Source organism: Bacillus sp. FSL W8-0102 (assembly GCF_038007225.1).
Classification (GTDB): domain Bacteria; phylum Bacillota; class Bacilli; order Bacillales; family DSM-4216; genus Bacillus_O; species Bacillus_O smithii.
The window spans coordinates 1,767,423-1,786,366 of the sequence record NZ_JBBOWT010000001.1 but is presented as its reverse complement, the minus strand read 5'-3'; the positions used below and the strand labels follow the sequence as shown (position 1 = coordinate 1,786,366).

14 protein-coding genes, 2 pseudogenes and 1 riboswitch are annotated in these 18,944 nt (G+C 40.2%); of the genes and pseudogenes, 7 read left to right on the top strand and 9 right to left on the bottom strand.

Annotated elements, in window-relative coordinates; translation table 11 throughout:
- Positions 1 to 62: 62 nt before the first annotated feature.
- The 3 genes from N1I87_RS08535 to N1I87_RS08525 all read left to right on the top strand — a co-directional run bounded on the left by N1I87_RS08535 (position 63) and on the right by N1I87_RS08525 (position 5,508).
- On the top strand, positions 63 to 1,439 hold the full coding sequence (locus N1I87_RS08535; RefSeq protein WP_341101345.1) for an ISLre2 family transposase: 1,377 nt from the start codon (positions 63 to 65) through the stop codon (positions 1,437 to 1,439).
- A gap of 441 nt (positions 1,440 to 1,880) precedes the next feature.
- Positions 1,881 to 3,242 carry an IS1182 family transposase gene (locus tag N1I87_RS08530; RefSeq protein ID WP_048622333.1) on the top strand — a complete coding sequence of 454 codons (1,362 nt, stop codon included), beginning with the start codon at positions 1,881 to 1,883 and terminating at the stop codon, positions 3,240 to 3,242.
- 164 nt (positions 3,243 to 3,406) lie between these two features.
- Positions 3,407 to 3,517: riboswitch (TPP riboswitch) on the bottom strand.
- 809 nt (positions 3,518 to 4,326) lie between these two features.
- Entirely contained in the window at positions 4,327 to 5,508 is a 1,182-nt protein-coding gene (locus tag N1I87_RS08525) for an IS701 family transposase (RefSeq protein WP_040037972.1), read from the top strand.
- A 352-nt stretch (positions 5,509 to 5,860) separates the two neighbouring features.
- Here N1I87_RS08525 and N1I87_RS08520 read toward each other — a convergent pair.
- A protein-coding gene (locus N1I87_RS08520; RefSeq protein ID WP_341101344.1) for an IS630-like element ISBs2 family transposase occupies positions 5,861 to 6,905 on the bottom strand; the annotation gives its coding sequence in 2 pieces (ribosomal slippage) (positions 5,861 to 6,400 and positions 6,402 to 6,905; 1,044 coding nt in all).
- A 473-nt stretch (positions 6,906 to 7,378) separates the two neighbouring features.
- A complete protein-coding gene (locus N1I87_RS08515) occupies positions 7,379 to 7,669 on the bottom strand; it encodes a hypothetical protein (RefSeq protein ID WP_270584423.1) in 291 nt (96 codons plus the stop codon).
- Positions 7,670 to 7,926: 257 nt separating this feature from the next.
- Between N1I87_RS08515 and N1I87_RS08510 the strand changes: the two genes are divergently transcribed.
- The 3 genes and pseudogenes from N1I87_RS08510 (at position 7,927) to N1I87_RS08500 (ending at position 9,931) form a co-directional block, all read left to right on the top strand.
- Positions 7,927 to 8,106 (top strand): hypothetical protein, encoded by a 180-nt coding sequence (locus N1I87_RS08510; protein WP_270584428.1) that lies wholly within the window; start codon positions 7,927 to 7,929, stop codon positions 8,104 to 8,106.
- Positions 8,107 to 8,505: 399 nt separating this feature from the next.
- Positions 8,506 to 9,461 (top strand): annotated as a pseudogene (locus N1I87_RS08505) (Mu transposase domain-containing protein).
- Positions 9,462 to 9,520: 59 nt separating this feature from the next.
- Positions 9,521 to 9,931 carry an ATP-binding protein gene (locus N1I87_RS08500; protein WP_341103317.1) on the top strand — a complete coding sequence of 137 codons (411 nt, stop codon included), beginning with the start codon at positions 9,521 to 9,523 and terminating at the stop codon, positions 9,929 to 9,931.
- Positions 9,932 to 10,346: 415 nt separating this feature from the next.
- On the opposite strand, the gene N1I87_RS08495 is transcribed toward N1I87_RS08500, so the two are convergent.
- The 3 genes from N1I87_RS08495 to N1I87_RS08485 form a co-directional block, all read right to left on the bottom strand.
- Complete coding sequence (locus N1I87_RS08495; protein ID WP_270584763.1) at positions 10,347 to 11,906, bottom strand: IS1182 family transposase; 1,560 nt, start codon at positions 11,904 to 11,906, stop codon at positions 10,347 to 10,349.
- Positions 11,907 to 12,242: 336 nt separating this feature from the next.
- A complete protein-coding gene (locus N1I87_RS08490) occupies positions 12,243 to 12,326 on the bottom strand; it encodes a YjcZ family sporulation protein (protein WP_040340806.1) in 84 nt (27 codons plus the stop codon).
- A 51-nt stretch (positions 12,327 to 12,377) separates the two neighbouring features.
- Positions 12,378 to 12,515 carry a YjcZ family sporulation protein gene (locus N1I87_RS08485; RefSeq protein ID WP_327803571.1) on the bottom strand — a complete coding sequence of 46 codons (138 nt, stop codon included), beginning with the start codon at positions 12,513 to 12,515 and terminating at the stop codon, positions 12,378 to 12,380.
- 843 nt (positions 12,516 to 13,358) lie between these two features.
- On the opposite strand from N1I87_RS08485, the pseudogene N1I87_RS08480 reads away from it, so the two are divergent.
- Positions 13,359 to 13,775, top strand: a pseudogene (locus tag N1I87_RS08480) (tyrosine-type recombinase/integrase); the annotation flags it as partial.
- Between the two features lie 116 nt (positions 13,776 to 13,891).
- Here N1I87_RS08480 and glnA read toward each other — a convergent pair.
- From glnA to hflX, 4 genes are all read right to left on the bottom strand, one after another.
- A complete protein-coding gene (gene glnA, locus N1I87_RS08475) occupies positions 13,892 to 15,226 on the bottom strand; it encodes a type I glutamate--ammonia ligase (protein WP_341101341.1) in 1,335 nt (444 codons plus the stop codon).
- 78 nt (positions 15,227 to 15,304) lie between these two features.
- Positions 15,305 to 15,709, bottom strand: a complete 405-nt coding sequence (locus N1I87_RS08470; protein WP_003352389.1) for a MerR family transcriptional regulator — start codon at positions 15,707 to 15,709, stop codon at positions 15,305 to 15,307.
- Positions 15,710 to 15,921: 212 nt separating this feature from the next.
- Positions 15,922 to 17,172 carry a methionine gamma-lyase family protein gene (locus tag N1I87_RS08465; RefSeq protein ID WP_341101339.1) on the bottom strand — a complete coding sequence of 417 codons (1,251 nt, stop codon included), beginning with the start codon at positions 17,170 to 17,172 and terminating at the stop codon, positions 15,922 to 15,924.
- 12 nt (positions 17,173 to 17,184) lie between these two features.
- Positions 17,185 to 18,438: a GTPase HflX gene (gene hflX, locus N1I87_RS08460; RefSeq protein ID WP_341029623.1), complete on the bottom strand. Its 1,254-nt coding sequence runs from the start codon at positions 18,436 to 18,438 to the stop codon at positions 17,185 to 17,187.
- Between the last annotated feature and the right edge of the window lie 506 nt (positions 18,439 to 18,944).

The following is an 18,944-nucleotide window of genomic DNA, read 5'->3' as shown; positions in this document are numbered from 1 at the left end:
AAAGGACTCTCTCCCTGGTAAGATGATCATTGCCAAACCATCAAACAGGAGGAGAGAGTCCCATGAATATTCAACAACATCTTACCACAAATTCGTTGTCATGGAAAGAGATCGAACTTGATTTGTTTCGAGCCTTGCAAAACGCCTTCGCCGAACTGTTTACGGCTTTGTTGGAGGACATCGACCGACAATTGGCGGAAACCCGGGACAAGCGCCGGTACCACTTGAAAGACAAACGACGCATCACGATTCAAACCCTGTTTGGCGAAGTTACCTTTGAGCGGAACTACTATTTAGACCGGGAACAAAACCGTTACACGTTTTTGCTTGATTCCTTTTTAGCGTTTGATGGATCGCAGTCAATCAGCCCTTGTCTAGAAGAAACAGCGGTGGGATTGGCGGTGGAGTGCTCTTCTTATCGCAAAGCGGCTCGTACGCTTGCCCAGATGGTCGGGTATCCGGTGATGAGCCATGAGGCGATCCGCCAGTTGGTGCTCGAAGCTGAAGCTCCGCTGCACTGCCCGGTCAACCAGCGATATGGACGGGTGCTGTTTGTGGAGGCCGATGGACTGTTTGTTTCTCGCCAAGGGAAGGGAAAACGGGCCAAGGAAGACAAGATCCTAACCGTTCACGAAGGGTGGAAGCGCAACGGCTCACGGATCGAATTTGTCAATCAGCGCCATTACGTCCATGAGGGCAAGGGGGAGGTGTGGGAAGGCTTCGAGGAATTTTTGATGAACGAATATGCCTATGATCCGTGTCGGGATCTTCTTGTCATCAACGGGGACGGCGCTCCATGGATTACCGCGTGCCGGGAGTATTTCAAGGGACGGGTCTGCTTCCAATTGGATCGATTCCACGTGGCGCGTGAGTTGCGCCAATGCCTCTCGGGCCATCCACGGTGGCAGGCGATTCGGCAAAAGCTGGCGAAGCAGGATGAAGAGAAGCTGCTTGTGGAACTGAACAGCGCCCTCGGCACGCTGGGGGACGAAGCGAAAGAACAACAGCTGGCTGCCTTGATCCACCGGATCGAATCGATGCCGGGATGCATCCGTGATTACCGGGAATGGCTGAAGGAGCAAGGAGTGGACACAACGGGCATGTATCCGATGGGGAGGGCTGAAAGCGTGATGAGCCAGTTGGCGTATCGGGTGAAATACCGCCGCAGTTGGACAGACAAGGGACTTAGGGCGTTTTTCAAGGCAATGATTGCCCGGATGGATGGGATTCGTCTTTTCGGACGTCGTTTAGGAGAAGAATCGTCGCATCCGGCGGAGGAAACGGTGTCGACGGCATCCACCAAACAGACGATCGTGAACAAGGCGAAACAACGCGTCCGCCGTCTTTGGCCGGAGATCACGCGGAATAACGTGCCATATTTACAGCAATCGTCCGGGACACCGATCTATCATGTCCTGTCTGAACTCAAGGGATGGTAAAAAAAGGTATACATATCGGTCTGTCATGGCAAGGGATGAGAGTCCGAAAGCGCTTACGGATGAAATTTAAAAAAATGGTTCGCTAACCTATGACTTACACCTGTTTTTTAGCGAACCAAAAAAGTTCCCACAAAATCTTGACTGACTCGCGTTTGATCGGTGACTTGATTAATCTTCTTGTTTGAGATAGAATTCATGTATAGTCCTCCTTGGTATCCAAATTAGGGGTCATTCGTGCGATTGACACCCCCGAATCATACCAAGAGGGCTTTTTTTATTCAAGTCCCCGAAAAAACTTCTAACAGGAATGCTCCTAATAAAAAAATTAAAACCACTTCATTCAGAAGTGGTTTCAGCCTGTCGACAAATCCGAAAAAACCGGATTTGCCGACAGTCTTTTTTTGTATAATTAAGATACCGTAATGAATTGAGGTGGATGAAGTGCTAACAAAAAATACACAGATGAATCGTGATCAAATAGAAATGATAGCTTTAGACCAACTTGTACCTGCAGATCATTTGGTTCGTAAAATCGACGCTGCTATTGATTTTTCATTTATCTATTCGCTTGTTCAAGACATGTATTCATCGGAAAGAGGTCGACCAAGTATTGATCCAGTTGTATTGATTAAAATGGCTTTCATCCAATATACCTTCGGTATTCGTTCCATGCGAAAAACTATAGAGGAAATCGAAACGAATCTGGCTTACCGTTGGTTTCTTGGATTTGGTTTTTATGATAAGGTACCTCACTTTTCAACGTTTGGGAAAAACTACGAGCGACGCTTTAAGGATACAGACTTATTTGAACAGATATTCTATCGCATTTTGAAAGAAGCTGCAGATAAGAAGCTGATAAGCAGTGAGCATGTCTTTATTGATTCTACTCATGTCAAAGCGAGTGCGAATAAGCATAAATTTGAGAAGAAAGTGGTTCGAAAAGAAACGAAAGCCTATCAAGCACGTCTACAAGATGAGATAAATGCTGATCGAGAAGCACATGGAAAAAAGCCATTTCCTCCAGATAAATTTGGGAAAGAAGAATATAAAGAAATAAAAGAAAGTACCACTGATCCGGAAAGTGGTTACTACGTAAAAGACGAGCGAACAAAACAGTTTGCTTACTCATTCCATGCTGCTGCGGATCGAAATGGCTTTGTTTTGGGGGCTATTGTAACGCCAGGGAATATTCATGACAGTTCCGTATTGGAGCCACTTCTTGAAAAAGTCATCGAAAAACATGGAAAACCGGTTGTAGTTGCTGCTGACGCTGGATATAAAACTCCCGCCGTTGCCCAATACATATTTGAAAATGATATGACCCCTGCTTTACCTTATACTCGCCCTCGTACAAAGGATGGTTATTTCAAAAAACATGAGTATGTTTACGATGAATACTACGATTGTTATCTTTGTCCGCAAGGACAAGTGTTAAAATATGCAACTACGACGAAGGAAGGCTATCGTCAATATTTTTCTGATCCAGTCCAGTGTAAAGATTGTCCATTCCTTTCGAAGTGCACCCAAAGTAAGGAGCATAAAAAACTGATTCAGCGACATGTATGGGAATTTTATTTAGAGGAAGCTGATCATCTTCGGCATACACAAGAGAATAAGAGCATTTATGCAAGACGGAAAGAAACCATTGAACGTGTTTTTGCTGATGCAAAGGAAAAGCATGGTATGCGTTGGACAACTTTAAGAGGTTTAAAAAAATTGTCCATGCAGGCGATGCTAACTTTTGCTGCAATGAATTTGAAAAAGATGGCTTGCTGGACATGGAAAAGTCCAGCAATAACATAAAATAGACCCCTGGAGGGGTCTATTCCAAACATTTGAAAGCATAAAAGTGACAAAAGGCATCCGAAAGCGCACATTCGGATGCCTTTTGTCTACACTCTGAAACCACTTCATTCAGAAGTGGTTTATGAACAAAAGCATTTAATAAATTTTATTGGTTAATGAATGCTTTACGCTTCCCACTTCCCTACGCTGGTACAAGCCAGATCAGGTTCAAAGAGTTAAAGACTTTCAGTCTTTTCTCAGCTTTTAACACAAAAGCACCCCTAGTGAATTTTTATTTTATTGTAAAAGTGTTCCATTTAAACGTAACATAAATTTATCGAATTGTCTATATGTTCAAATTTTTATCACAGGAATGAATGTACCTCCGAAATAACATGATTGACGTATTCTAAGTCGAAACAGTAGGGTCATATTGAACACGTAAAATCAAATGTTAAGAAAATGCTGACCAGTATACTTTTTGAAGGTTTATTCAGCGATATTATCCTTTTTTAGTGCAAAAAAATAGTTTTTGTAAATTATAGCATAAATGAAAAATTTTGTCAAGTTCGTTCGCTAATGATTGGGGAATCGGTCTGATACATTGCCTCAAAGAGGTTACGAAAAAAGATTGATCAAAATACGCTTTTATCATATTGGAACCCTGATTTTCAACAAAATTTGATTTTTCTGAAATTCCTAATTACGTGCTCGTTAATGAAACAAGATGATTTTAAAGATATGATCCCAAATTTCTAATCACTTTTCTTTTTTTGATACCATGCGAATAGTCCTGTACGGAAGACGTTATCCAAAGCAATGGAAGTCCATACAGCAGGTAAACCAAGTCCAAGTTTCCAAGCAAAAATAAAACTCCCAAAGTTCTAATCCCCCATATGCCAATCATCGTAACGCTCTCAATCCTAGTCGATAGTGGACTTTTTCCGAAACATTATATCTTTTTATAAACATCATGTCTTTACTATAGATGAGCAAATTCGCTAACATAAATTTACAACCAAACAAAAAAAGAGACATGAACCCGATTCCTTGATTAGAATAGATGTGTCACCAAAACTATTCACAAGGAGGTTCATGTCTCATGAATAGATTAGCACATCATCAAGGAATCCACAAGTTTTTCACGATGTTGGGGTTGGCACTTTATTTTTCAAAACCTGTCATGAAGCATCTCGTTCATATCGTGGATGCGCTGACCACCAAAGGATTTGCGGGAACATTGACCGATCTTCATCATTGGAGCTTTCATCCGAACCACCGCACGACACTCAGCCATTTTTTCACGAAAAGCCCTTGGGATGAAGAGACGCTGCTTCGCAAACTTCAACAGTGGATGCTTCGTCGTGTCGAACGCATCGCCAAACAGGAGAATCAACCCCTTTTTGTTTCGATCGATGATACGATTTGCCAAAAAACCAAGCCTTCGTCACAGGCAACGCACGCCATTCAAGGGTGTGATTGGCACTATTCTCACACAGAGAAAAAGTCGATCTGGGGACATTCTCTCGTTTGGCTCATGGTTCATACGATGACCCAGGCTTTTCCCTTTGCGTTCCGCCTCTACGACAAGGCGGCTGGGAAAAGCAAGGGGGAACTCGCGATCGAGATGCTTTCTTCTTTGGATGTACACCGTCCTGTTTATGTGCTGATGGACTCTTGGTATCCATCGCAAACGCTCGTGGAAGCTTGTCTGAAAAAGGGATTCCACGTAATCGCAATGCTCAAGGCCAATCGGCTTCTTTATCCAAAAGGCATTGCGGTTCAGGTGAGGGAGTTTGCCCGCTACATCGAACCGAAAGACACTCACCTCGTCACGGTGGGAGAAGAGCGTTATCGGGTTTATCGCTACGAAGGCTCTCTCAAAGGTCTCGATGATGCCGTGGTGCTGCTCGCTTGGAAAGCCGATCAGCCGATGACATCGGAACATCTTCACTGCGTCTTGAGCACCGACCGGGATCTAAGCGATGAAGAGATCTTGCGCTACTATGCCCAGCGTTGGTCGATCGAATGTTTTTTCCGTCAAGCGAAAGACCAGCTGAAACTCGATGGATACCGCGTTCGCGGACGTCGGGCGGTGAAACGCTACTGGATCTTGGTGCAGCTTGCTTACGTGTACAGCATGTTCGAGTCGAACAGCGATTTTTCTGATGGGCTCGATCTTCTGCGCAAGAGAAAAGGACATAGCCTCGTGGAGTTCATTTACCGTGCAGCGAAACAAAATATTCCCATTGATACCGTGAAAAAACAGCTCCACGTGGCATAAGGGGTACCCTGTTTGTCTCTTTTACATGGTAATTATTGTAATTAAAATTGCTCAACTACAGGTCTTTATTTAAAAACTATATTTTTATTAGGAGAAGGGCTTTTCTTCATTTCAAGAAACGAAAAAAGACCGTCATTTTGGAGGGAATCACTCCTCAATGTCTCCTAACTTAAGAAATGATGTCATCTTGTAAATTTTATGTATGCTCCACTTATACGTTGAAAATATTTTCAAATTTTTACGTCCCACATTCCCTTCTTCATCTAGAATAAACATTAAGATTATTAGAAAGGGGAATTTTCAATGAGTCATTTTAGCTTGATTTACTTACTATATAAGTTGAATTAAAGATTTACAACTGAACACACAAACGATCGATCGTTTGTTCTGGTTTCTGGTTGATTCGCTGAATAAAGGCTTGGACATTCTTTCTAATTTCTTGCACACTCGAATAGAACACGTTGTAAATCACGTCTGATTTCAGCCATTTCCATAGCCCTTCAATCAAGTTCAATTGCGGACTGTATGGTGGCAAAAAGACGAGCTCTAACCGATCTTCGTGTTCTTTTAAAAATGGCTGAATGAGTTTGGCATGGTGAATTCGAGCGTTATCTAAAATCATCACTATTTTGCCTGTGGGATAGCGTTCTAACACAAGTTGAAGAAATCGAAGAAATGTTTCCGCGTCATAGCGTTCTTCTTCGATGCAAAACACTTCCCCTGTTTCGTAGTTCAACGTGCCAATCAGCTTCAGCCCTTGATGTTTTCCAAACGTCGGAATGATTCGTTGTTTTCCTTTGACAAACCATGTTTTTTGAATCGCTTGGTAATCACGAATCATCGACTCATCTTGAAAGAGGACATGGGCGATGTTCCCATCTACCAGTTTTTTTTACTTCAGGGAAGGTGATTTCGACGAATTCTTTTTGTTTCTCTTCATCGGCATTGGCTAGTGTATAGGTCGGTTTCGTATAGCTTAGCCCTAACCGATGCAGAATGTCAATTGTTCCGCGAAGCGTGTATGTTGGCCCCCACTTTTGTTGAATGAGTTCAGCGATTATCGCAAGCGTCCAATTATATTTTGCTTCGAATCCCACATCTACGGGGAGCTGATGTTCAATGATCAAAGCCAGCTCTTTTTCCTGCTCAGGGGTCAATCGACGTGGGGCGCCAGGTGAGTATTTCATCTCCAGTCCATCAAGACCGCGCTGGGCGTAGGCATGAATATAGTTATAAATAGTTTTCTTGGATCGACCAATAATCGTTGCGATTTCTCCTTTGGTATATCCCTGCAAATGAAGATAAATCGCTTGGTAGCGTTCATATGCTCGTTTACTTTTTGCTTCTTTCATGGCAGTGGACAACTTTTCGATCTCGTCTTTGTGATTTGGCATCATATTTTCTCTCCGTTCCCCTATTTTCTCTTTGTATTTATTCGCCGTGGAACGGGAGAAAACCTTTATTTCAATTTATATATATAATGAAAAAAAGAGCAATGGAAGCCTTCCGTGTCCATTAGAGATAAAGGTGAAAATGCTTTATTAGAGAGTCAAGAAAACAGGAAATCAAATCGAAATAGTTGCTAATTGGCGTAGTGACAAAACAACAAAGTTTGCATCGCCATTGGAACTTTTGAAAGAATTTTCAAAGTAATAAATAGTTATAGTTGAGCAAATCAAAAGGCAGGACAGTTGCCCAGCCTTTTATGTCATTTTGATGTTAATTCATTAGTCATTTGATGCCTTTTTTTATTTAACACATAATGTAGCTTCCACTAAAAGCGGTACTTCTCTATACCCTTGACTATTTAACTCTTTTACAAAATGCTTCGCTTTTTCTACACGAGTATCCTAACTCATACAATATATAATTATTCGTCTTTTGCGGCTTCTAACATCAAAAACACCGCTGTTATAATGTGCATCACCATACCGACTATCGGAATCCAACCTACAGCAGACGTGATGATCCCTAATATGTGACCAACTATCTTTTTGTCAGCTTTGTATGCAATAATTAACGATACAATGTGTAAAGCTAACATGATAACCAATGGTGTCCAAAACATACTCACAATAATCATGCCACCGATTATTGGCATCCCCCAAAACGCTTCAAGCCCTCCGGCAACCCATTTTAAAACTCTACTCGTATTTCCCATATTTCTCCCCTTCCAAAGTAATCAATTCGAAATTATTCTTGTTCCGTTCTATTTTAACAAATTTGAGGGTGCTTTAATTGTCGTGATTTGACGTCTTTATTGACGTACAATGAGTTCTCCATCAGATTGCTTCCGCTTTTAGCAACCGCATTTCATTTTTCATGAAACCGTAATCATCACCCGTTTAATTTTTAGATTTAAAGTGTTTAATTCATCTATCTTAAACAATATAATTAAGATACTAATGGAAGGGGTAGATGAACATCAAGCATAACTCTTTGCACCAATGGCATAAAGAACACAATAAAAGTGTCGCTGAATTTCATAAAAACCACGCTGCTCAAGTAGCCAATGGAGAAAATGGCAACGGTTGGGCAGCCAAATTAGAAAGATTATTTTATAACAAAGTTCTTGTTCCTTTAAAAGTTGTGAAATAACTTTTAACAGTTCTGTTCCTTTTTTGGAACAGTTCTTTTTTTGATTTCAAAGAATGATGTCCGTATTGCTATTCCTATATGCGAAGCTCCTGAACAATTTATCGAAGCATAGAAAATCTATATACTGAATCTAATGTAAACTTAATTTTTGTCCGATTTATTTAACCCCTCTCCTAATACAGGAAAGATGCACCCTTTCATAAAGTTAGAACGGGTAATTCATGTGGGAATATTTTCATTTTTTCTCATCAACCATATTTATTCTTCAATACTTGTAATCAACGGTGATAAAATCCCCAATAATAACGGTTAAAAATTCCCCAATAATAACAGTTAATCGTTTCGAAACAACGTCTTAGATGGAGTGGAGAAACGATGCTGAAGATTGGGGAGTGAGAGTTGTATCAGAAAGGCTGGACACAAACAGCGATTGCTAAAGAAACAGGGTTTAATCAGAAAACCATTCATAAGTATCTCAATGAGGACAAGCTCCCAGAGCGCAAAGTCAATAAGAAAAAAAAAGAAAGTAAACTCGATCCTTATAAAAACTATCTTCTTCAACGAATACAAGAAGGGACCACAAATTGTGTCGTTCTCTTAGAGGAAATACAAGCGATGGGATACACCGGTATTCCTGAACAAATTCTCTATGACAATATGAAAACCGTTGTTCTCAAACATACTCCAGTTGAAATACGATTTAACCGAAAGTTTGAGGATTTTCTAGCCTACTACGGTATTATTCCAAAAGCATGTCGACCGAAACGTCCCCAAACAAAGGGAAAAGTAGAAAGAGTAGTCAAGTATTTAAAAGAGAATTTTTTTCAACGAAAGCATGAATCTACTCTTCAAGCCTTAAACGAAGACATTCAAACTTGGCTGGATCAAATGGCCAATCGAAAACCGAATCAAACAACGAAAGAACCGCCGATTCAAGGTTTTGAGAAGGAACAGAAGTTCCTTCAATCATGGGGAGTCAAACCGTTATTCCCTACGAATCGTTGGGAAACACGAGAGGTCAGTCGAGATTGTTTTGTTTCATACAGAGAAAAAAATATTCTGTTCCCTATCGTCACGCAGGACAAACGGTCAAAATAAAAGAAACGCTTAACCATCATATTGAGATTTATGATGAACAGGAATGTATCGCGAGACATCCGATATGGATTGGGCAGGCATCCGCACAGATCCCAATGGAACATTGTGAAGGGATCTATTCAAACGAAAAAGGACAGAAAATAAAAGGTGTTCAAGGTTTGGCGACCAACGACCTTTCATCTTCTGCCCCATCTCCAAAAGTAGAACAACGTCCTCTCGCTGCTTACGCAGCATTGGAAGAAGGTGAAACTGTATGATGAAGGATATGTTAATTGAACGATTACAAAAACTTGGTTGGCATCACACAGCCCACTAACTGGATCATTTATTAGAAGACGCTTCCAGAGATAATGTATCATATTCTGAATTCCTAAACACTATTGTTTTACAAGAGATGGAATATCAAGAGTTTCAGCAACTAGAAAAGCGAATGAAACGAGCAAAACTACCTTATATCAAAACGATTCATGATTTTGACTTTTCTTTTCAACCGAGTATCAGTGAAAAGAGAGTAAAAGAAACGCTTACCTGTCGGTTTATTGCCAACGGGGAAAATCGACTTTTACTAGGTCCACCGGGTGTTGGGAAAACACATTTAGCCATTTCTTTTGCGATCGAAGCTATTACTCAAGGATATACCGCTTTATTTGTAACCGCAGGCGAATTAGTGGCAGAATGCCGAAAGGCAAACGAAAAAGGGACTCTCCAACGTTTAGTCAATCGTTAGAGTCGACCAGACGTACTCATTATTCCCATAAATATAGTGGCAAGACTAGTCCTGGCGATTAAAGAACACTAGACATTGAGTTATAAAAGACAATCAATATGATCCAGAAGCTTGTGTAGTTTTGGATTTTATTCGCAGGCGATGCTTATTTTTGCTGTCATGAATCTTAAGAAACGGCAAACTGGATATGGAAAAAACCATGTCTAGAATAATAAGAATACTAAAAAATACAACAGAAGTAATAAAAAAGACCCCCCTCCAAATCAAAGATTTGAAATGAGGTTTGTCAACAGTCTGAAAGAGGCTGACCCAAAAGGTCGATAAAATCGACTTTTTAGGGCTCAGCCTTTTTCTTTAGAATGATTTATTGGATATTATTGGTTGTAATTCGTGCACAGAAGATCATTCCCCTGTTTTATTCCCTCACTTTTTGTTGTTTTTCAGTGTATGTTGCCCACTTTTTCAAATTGTGGGCAACACAAATAAGACCCCATTCCACCGTTGTTTTGGAAAGGCCTCTTAATGTAAATCGTTGGAAGTGGCTGTTGTGCTTAATTTGAGCAAATACTGGCTCCACTTCTATTTTTCGTTGTCTATACTTCTTTTTCGCTTCCTCCGAGGTTAATCTTTCACGGACTTCTTGGCGCTGCTTCTGATTCTTCATGGAAACACTGATGCTTTTTGTGTTCTTTCCTTTTGCACAAGAAGATTGAAAAGGGCATCCATAGCAGTCTGTGCACATGTAAGTTCGTTTCACCGATTCATACCCATTTTCTGATTTCCGTTTTCTTTCGTAACTAAAGGTAAGTCGTTTATTATTTGCACAGATCCATTCGTCTAATTCCTCGTCATAAGTCATGTTCTCCAATTTACCGATTTGATTTTTCCAAGCTTTTGTTTGTTCCTTATCGAATGTGTTGTATTTAACCAGTGCTTCCATTTCTTCCTTTTCACAATAATCATAGTTTTCTTCGCTACCATAACCAGAATCGGCAATGAGTGTCTTTGGTTTTGGCCGATTATACTTTTTCATTAATTCAAAGTGAGGAATTAGGCAGCCGGGATCTCCGGCACGTTGATGTAGACTGAACCCTGTGATAAATTGTCCTTCCGTTCCGATTTGTACATTGTAACCAGCCTTTAATTGACCGTTCTTCATGTGGTCTTCTTTCATGCGCATGAAAGTGGCATCTTTATCCGTTTTTGAATAGCTGTTTCGGTCGCCAAATGTTGCTTTTTGTTCTTCATATTTTTGCTTTCTGGGCAAAAGATCCTTTTCCAATTGTCGTTTTGCTTTTTTCAGGGTTCGATTTGTAGGTTCCTGTTCTAATTTTTTCTCTACCTTTTTGATGGTCTCTTGGATTTTCTCGGAGGTAACAGGAGCTGCCTCCAATTTTTCTTGAAAATCCATTTCTTTTTCAGCTTGCTCATCTTCTTTCATTACTTCCTCAATCGATAAGACGATCTGTTTGTATTTCTCATCCAGCTTTGTATCGAACTTTTCTGTCGCCTTCCTCCAAACAAAAGTATATCGATTAGCGTTAGCTTCAATTTTCGTTCCATCAAAATAATAATCTTCAAGCTTTACTAACCCCTCCTGGCATAAAAGATCCACAATTCCGAAGAAGGTTTCATAAATGACATCCTTCATACGATTGGAGCGAAATCGATTGATTGTACGAAAATCAGGTTTTTGGTTTCCCGAAAGCCACATAAAATAAATGTTTTCTCCCAGTTGTTTAGCAATTTGCCGGGAAGAATAAATTCGATTGACGTAGGCATAAAGGATAATTTTTAACATCATTTTGGGATGGTAAGGCGGGCGGCCGCCACCAGGATGAAGAGAAAGAAGGATGTTTGGATTCATCTTTTCTACTGCCAAATCCACAATTCGGCAAAGATGATGTTCGGGGATTAGAACTTCTATATCCATTGGTAGAACTAATTGTCCTGTCGTGGTATAATTTATGTACATAAGAAAATCGTTCCTTTCCGGTAGATTGGTTGTAGTGACTAAATTATACCAAAAAAGAACGATTTTCTTTATTTTTTTGTACAGAGTTTCAAGATTAATTTTTCACTCTGTTGATTGGAGTGGAAGGCGCGAAGACTCCTGCGGGAGTACGGGACAGGGGAGACCCCGCAGGAGCGTAAGCGACGAGGAGGCTCCCCGGCACGCCCGCGGAAAGCGAAGCGCCTGGAACGGAAATCAACAGACCAGGTTCAAAGAACCATTCACAAAAAATGGGTGTCCCTAAAAGCTATACTTTTGGGACACCCTCTTTGGCTTTTTATGTTCCCATGCTAGGAATTAATAACCACCGGTTGTAAATGAAGTTCCTACAATGATTAGCAAGATGAATAACACAACGATCAAAGCAAAAGCAGTTCCCATCAGATTTCACCTCATTCCACTTTTATACTAGTTTTTACCTTTTGACTTATCTTATCCAACAAAGGATGTACCAACAATAATTAGTAGGATAAACAACACGACAATCAATACAAAAGTAGAACCAAGCCCTCCTGAATAACCGCCGTCATATCCATAGCCGCCGTATCCACAACCGTGTGACCAACCCATTGTATTCACCTCCATAAAGATGATTAAGATTGTTAAACAATCTTTAATATAAGATATGTTTCTAATAAAAAGTCTAAGTAGACAAACATATTAATTGAAAGAAAAATAACGAACTTGTCCAGTGGATTTTTTATATTTACCAAAAAACCCCTCAAATACCATATAAACAAGTAAAAGCGTATGCTATAAACATACGCTTTTGCGGAGGTGCTGTATATGGAGTTTTGACGGCTTCTTATAAGTTATGCTTCTAATAAAAAGTCTGAGTAGACAAAACATATAAATTGAAAGAAAAATAACGAACTTATCTAGTGGATTTTTTTCATATTTACCAAGAATCCCTCAAAATAGCCTTCCTATAATCATCATATATACCAAATTTTACTATATTATCCTTTTTAAAGATAAAATAACATATCTTTCAAATAAATTAATTGTATCTTTTTTCTCATGATAACTGTCGTTTCAAAAGGACTTGCTTTTGCATGTAATATATTACAAACATTTGGAGGTGTTTCGTAGATGCATCATCGTCCTAGACCTATTGTGTGTCCGCCAAGATATAATGTCCGAGATCATTTTGTTCCTCGTCAAGTGCCCTACATTCATCCAGTCGTAAATGTTAATAGATACAATATTGTCAATGTCCCTAGACACATTTATAGACCTGTTACAAGAAATGTGGTTGTTGACCCTGGTTACCCTACTAGATGCTGCTATTAATCAACAAATTGCCTTACTTTTTTATAGTAGGGCATTTTACATAGAACATCAAAAATGAAAAACGATCTATTCTAAATCTTAAACGTCTACTCCAAAGAACCATGGCAAGGTTTCCCCCTGCCAATGACTTATCATTATAAAAGAATCATTACTATTAGCCAGTCGTTAGAGAACGATCTACATTTTCACAAAAAGTACCAAAATCAAAACAAATTAGCGTTAAAAGAGGAATACAAGTATGATCTGAATTTGGTTTTGTGCAGGAATGATGGAAATTACATGCCAAAGTCTAGTCTGCATAATGCCTTTCGCAGAATTTTGAAGGCAACTGGTCTTCCATCATTACCTATACATTCTTTACGTCAAACCCATGTTGTACTTCTTTTAGAAGCTGGAGCCGACATGAAATATGTACAAGAACGTTTAGGACACGGAAGTATTCAGATCACTGCAGATGTTTAGTCACATATCAGCAAAAAAATTGAACAGGATAGAATGAATAAATATGAGGAGTATATGAAGAATGTACTCGAATAATTTTTTAAAAATAAAACCGGGCAATTTTTTGGACAGTTATAAAAAGTTGGAAAAAAATATCAAATGCCCGATAATGAAAAATACCCCTGACGCCAAAGCGCCAAGGGTTAAAGGCATTAATACATTTGCATATATTGTTCGCGTTCCCACGGATGAACTTGTGTTCTAAACATATCCCATTCGATTTCTTTTGCTTCTAAGAAGTGTTCAAGGATATGGTCACCCAATGCTTCTTTGATCACTTCATCGTTTTTCAAGTTTTGAAGTGCTTCCAACAGTGTAGCTGGGAGATCAATAATGCCAGCTTCCAAGCGTTCTTGTTTGTTCATGATATAGATGTTGCGGTCTACAGGAGCAGGCGGAGTCAATTTATTTTTGATTCCGTCCAATCCGGCACTTAATAATACGGCCATTGCCAAATATGGGTTGGCAGACGGATCCACGCTGCGAACTTCAATGCGTGTACTTAATCCACGAGAAGCAGGAATCCGGATCAACGGACTGCGGTTTTTAGCAGACCAAGCGACATAGCATGGTGCTTCGTAACCCGGTACAAGACGTTTATAAGAGTTGACAGTTGGGTTCGTAATCGCCGTGAAATTCGTAGCATGTTTGATAACTCCGGCAATAAATTGATAAGCTGTTTCGCTCAATTCTAAACGGCCGTTTGGATCATAGAAAGCATTTTCGTCGCCTTTGAACAAAGACAAGTTGGAGTGCATTCCGGATCCATTGACACCGAATAATGGTTTCGGCATGAATGTCGCATGAAGGCCATGTTTTCTTGCGATAGTTTTAACCACAAGTTTAAAGGTTTGAATGTTGTCGCAAGCCGTAACGGCATCCGCATATTTGAAATCAATTTCGTGTTGTCCTGGTGCCACTTCATGGTGAGATGCTTCAATTTCGAATCCCATTTCTTCCAGTTCCAACACGATATCACGACGACAGTTTTCACCAAGATCTGTAGGAGCTAAATCGAAGTAACCGCCGTTATCGTTTAATTCTAAAGTTGGTTCACGTTTTTCGTCCAGTTTAAACAGGAAGAATTCCGGTTCCGGTCCAAGGTTGAAGCTTGTAAAGCCGAGTTCACGCATTTCTTGCAATACCCGTTTTAAGTTCGCACGTGGATCACCTGCAAAAGGAGTTCCATCCGGGTTATAAATGTCGCAGATTAAGCGGGCAACTTTTCCTTTTTCTGCTGTCCAAGGAAAAATAACCCATGTATCAAGATCCGGATAGAGGTACATATCAGATTCCTCGATCCGAACAAATCCTTCTATAGAGGAACCATCAAACATCATTTTATTGTCCAACGCTTTTGGCAGCTGGCTGATCGGAATTTCCACATTTTTAATGGTTCCCAAAATATCCGTGAATTGCAGCCGGATAAATTTTACGTTTTCTTCTTTTGCCATTCTCAGAATGTCTTCTTTTGTGTATTTCCCCATTCGTCCAACTTCCTCTCTCTAAAAATTCAATTTATTTAAAGCATTAGCTTTAATAACGAATTCAGTGATCGCCTTTCTTTAATGAAAAAACCGGGAAATATCTCCTTGGCGGATCGACGAACGATTAAAGCGGCCGGCATGCAAAATTTCATTGCGCAAAAGTTCTCGCAATTCTGAATCGGAAAGTTCTTTCTTCGCGTGAACGTCCGTTTTTGCGAATGACTGATCTGTTTGTTCTTGTTTCACGGCAAATATCTTTTTGATGCCTGCCATATTCACGCCTTGATCAAGTAAATCTTTGATCTCCAGCAGCTTGTCGATGTCATTCAAAGAAAAAAGGCGATGATTTCCTTCAGTTCTTGCGGGAGAAATCAATTGGTGTTCTTCATAATATCGAATTTGACGAGCTGTTAAATCGGTCAGCTTCATCACAATTCCAATTGGAAACAACGGCATCGAACGGCGAATTTCACTACCCCCCATCGATATTCCCCCTTTCTTTTCGTTTCCTTGATTTTATTATAATTTATGTAATTTTATTTTTCAATAGATGTTATTTATTCTCACATAAATTTTTTATCAAGAATTTTCTTTTTAATCAAAACGAATGATTGATCAGCCGACCGTTTTCGTCTTAATCCATGAACGACCGGCTGACATACTCCGACTATATCCTTTTAGGATGGCAACAAACCTTATTCCAGTAAATGATCGATGGCGCTGCAAATGGCAACTTTTACATGAGAATACGTTAAGCCACCTTGAACGTATGCAACATACGGAGGTCTTAAAGGACCGTCTGCCGTTAATTCAATGCTGGAACCTTGGACAAATGTTCCCGCTGCCATAATCACATCGTCCTCGTATCCCGGCATATAGCTCGGATACGGAGTAGCGAAAGAATTAACGGGCGAAGCGAACTGAATGGCTTGGCAAAAAGTGATCATTTTTTCTCGGTCTTCAAATTGCACCGTTTGGATCAAATCGGTTCTATGAGAGTCCCATTTAGGGGTTGTGTTCATTCCAAATCGTTCCAGCAAAGCTGCTGTAAATACCGCTCCTTTTAAAGCTTGTCCGACAATATGCGGCGCCAAAAAGAACCCTTGATACATTTCATGAAGCGCGTTTAAAGTAGCTCCCGCTTCAGCTCCGATTCCAGGCGAAGTCATTCGATAAGAGCAAGCTTCCACATATGGTTTTTTTCCACAAAGATAGCCGCCGGTTTTCGCCAATCCGCCCCCCGGGTTTTTGATAAGCGAACCGGCCATTAAATCCGCTCCGACATGGCATGGTTCCAGTTCTTCTACAAATTCGCCGTAACAATTATCAACAAAAACAACCGCATCCGGCTTGATTTTTTTGACAAATTCGATCATTTCCCGGATCTCGTCTATGGTAAAGGACGGTCTTACATCATATCCTCTCGACCGTTGGATGGCAATCATTTTTGTACGCTCATTGATGGCCGCTTTCACTTTTTCAAAATCAACTTTTCCTTCTTTTGTCAAAGGGACGCAGTTATAGCCAATGCCAAATTCGCGCAGCGAACCGTTCCCTTTCCCTCTGATTCCGACAATTTCTTCTAATGTGTCGTACGGTTTCCCGGTAATATATAATAGTTCATCACCAGGGCGCAATATGCCGAACAGAGCGATCGTAATGGCATGCGTTCCTGATATTATCTGCGGACGAACAAGTGCTGCTTCTCCGCCGAAAACATCCGCGTAAATTTTCTCCAGCGTATCTCGGCCTGAATCATCATAGCCATAACCTGTAGAGGACTGTAAATGAAAGTCCCCGACTTGATGCTTTTGAAAACTTTTCAATACTTTAAATTGATTTGAATCCACGATTTGATCGATCTTTTTATGAATTGGCTTAATTTGTTCTTCAATTTCTTCTACTATTGGTTGGATTCTTTTACCGTGTTTTAATAATTCAAACATGCTGTTCTCCCTCTATTGTTGCTGATATTTTTTTAAAATCCCGGATAACGGATGATCCTCCATCATGTATCCTTTGACTAAGTAGGAAAAGGTTTCGTCATGAAACGACAAATGATGCAGCATCGTTTCGGTCTTGATTCTTGCCAGTAATTTTCCTTCATCAGCGGGAATTTCGGCCCGAAACGGGATCATGAGGTTTTTCATCACTTGTTCAATTTTGATTTTTAAACGTGTGCGATCTTCCTCTTTTAAAGCACTGATCATGATGTGGTCATCTTTCGAAACCGGCACAAAACCCGAACATTTTTGATCGATTTTATTATAGACTAAAAGCCTTGGCAATTCATCCATGTCTAGTTGCGCCAATAGTTGATTGACTGTTTCTTCGTGTTGGAGGTAATCGGGATTGGAGCTATCCACAACATGCAGCAGAAGATCTGCTTCCCGGACTTCTTCCAACGTTGAACGAAACGCTGCCACCAGTGTGGTGGGAAGATCTTGTATAAAACCTACCGTATCTGATAGCAATGCGGTAAATCCGCTTGGAAGTGTCATCTTTTTGGTTAAGGGGTCCAATGTCGCAAACAATTGATTTTCCTCAAGCGAACCACCAGTCGTTAACCTATTAAATAAAGTGGATTTACCAGCGTTCGTATAGCCGACTAGTGCTATTCGAAAGGTGTGATTCTTTTTACGCCGCGACCGATACCGTTCCCGATGGTGAACCACTGACTGCAATTGTTCTTTAATATCATGAATACGACGCCGAATATGCCGACGGTCGCTTTCCAATTTTGTTTCCCCCGGTCCTCTTGTACCGATTCCGCCGCCAAGTCTTGAAAGTTCAGTTCCTCGTCCGCTAAGCCGAGGTAATAAATATTCCAGCTGAGCCAGTTCAACTTGAAGCTTTCCTTCTTTTGAACGGGCTCGCCTTGCAAAAATATCCAAAATTAATTGGGTACGGTCAATAATTCGAATTCGGAGAGTGTCCGTTAAATGCCGAATTTGGCTTGGTGTTAATTCATCATTAAAAATAACGACATCAGGCTCCAATTCTTCCACTAAATGTTTGAGCTCTTCCAGCTTACCTTTGCCAATATATGTACTCGGATCAATCCGATCTCGTTTTTGCGTGATGGTACAAACTACTTCCCCTTCAGCGGTATGGGTTAAAGATGCAAGTTCTTCGAGCGAATAATAAAAGGACTCTTCATCGCCATCTAAAAGGCAGCCGACCAAAATCGCTTTTTCTTTCTGATTCGTCAATACAAAACCCTCTTTCTCTGATCACAACAAGTTTCCTCTCTAATAAAAAGACTCTTCTATGGAACACCCTCCGTATTTCCCAGAAAATTCAGTGTACATGTCCATGCACAACGACTTATTATTGGTGGTCTTTCATTAACTACAATGATAACAAATACCATGTAAACTTCCAATCAAGAATAAAAATGGTTGCAAAAAAGTTCTCCATTATGATCGAAGGTTGATCCAATAATAATTTTATTAATGAACAGCAATCATCATGAATAAGATGATAATAAGAGGAGTATTATTTCTCGGGAAAGCGCAAATTTTGACAAGAAGCCTGACAATCCTAGAAATTGGAGCGCAAGCTGTCGAAATGGGAAACAACATGTCTTAAACTTGAAAACTGTGTTTTTGACCATCCAATCGAAATGATGCTGGTTAAAAACTCTTTTTCTTGTCACCAACAAAAGTAAACAAAAAGAACGAAGGCCGGAGATAAGAGCCTTCTAAAGGAGTTTTGC

What these genes read in the sequence shown, in the direction of transcription:
- N1I87_RS08485 (WP_327803571.1), bottom strand. Translation starts at nt 12,515, where the DNA reads ATGGGTTGGTCACACGGTTGTGGATACGGCGGCTATGGATATGACGGC.
- N1I87_RS08525 (WP_040037972.1), top strand. Translation starts at nt 4,327, where the DNA reads ATGAATAGATTAGCACATCATCAAGGAATCCACAAGTTTTTCACGATG.
- glnA (WP_341101341.1), bottom strand. Translation starts at nt 15,226, where the DNA reads ATGGGGAAATACACAAAAGAAGACATTCTGAGAATGGCAAAAGAAGAA.
- N1I87_RS08470 (WP_003352389.1), bottom strand. Translation starts at nt 15,709, where the DNA reads ATGGGGGGTAGTGAAATTCGCCGTTCGATGCCGTTGTTTCCAATTGGA.
- N1I87_RS08515 (WP_270584423.1), bottom strand. Translation starts at nt 7,669, where the DNA reads ATGGGAAATACGAGTAGAGTTTTAAAATGGGTTGCCGGAGGGCTTGAA.
- N1I87_RS08535 (WP_341101345.1), top strand. Translation starts at nt 63, where the DNA reads ATGAATATTCAACAACATCTTACCACAAATTCGTTGTCATGGAAAGAG.
- N1I87_RS08490 (WP_040340806.1), bottom strand. Translation starts at nt 12,326, where the DNA reads ATGGGAACTGCTTTTGCTTTGATCGTTGTGTTATTCATCTTGCTAATC.
- N1I87_RS08495 (WP_270584763.1), bottom strand. Translation starts at nt 11,906, where the DNA reads ATGTACATAAATTATACCACGACAGGACAATTAGTTCTACCAATGGAT.
- N1I87_RS08510 (WP_270584428.1), top strand. Translation starts at nt 7,927, where the DNA reads ATGAACATCAAGCATAACTCTTTGCACCAATGGCATAAAGAACACAAT.
- N1I87_RS08465 (WP_341101339.1), bottom strand. Translation starts at nt 17,172, where the DNA reads ATGTTTGAATTATTAAAACACGGTAAAAGAATCCAACCAATAGTAGAA.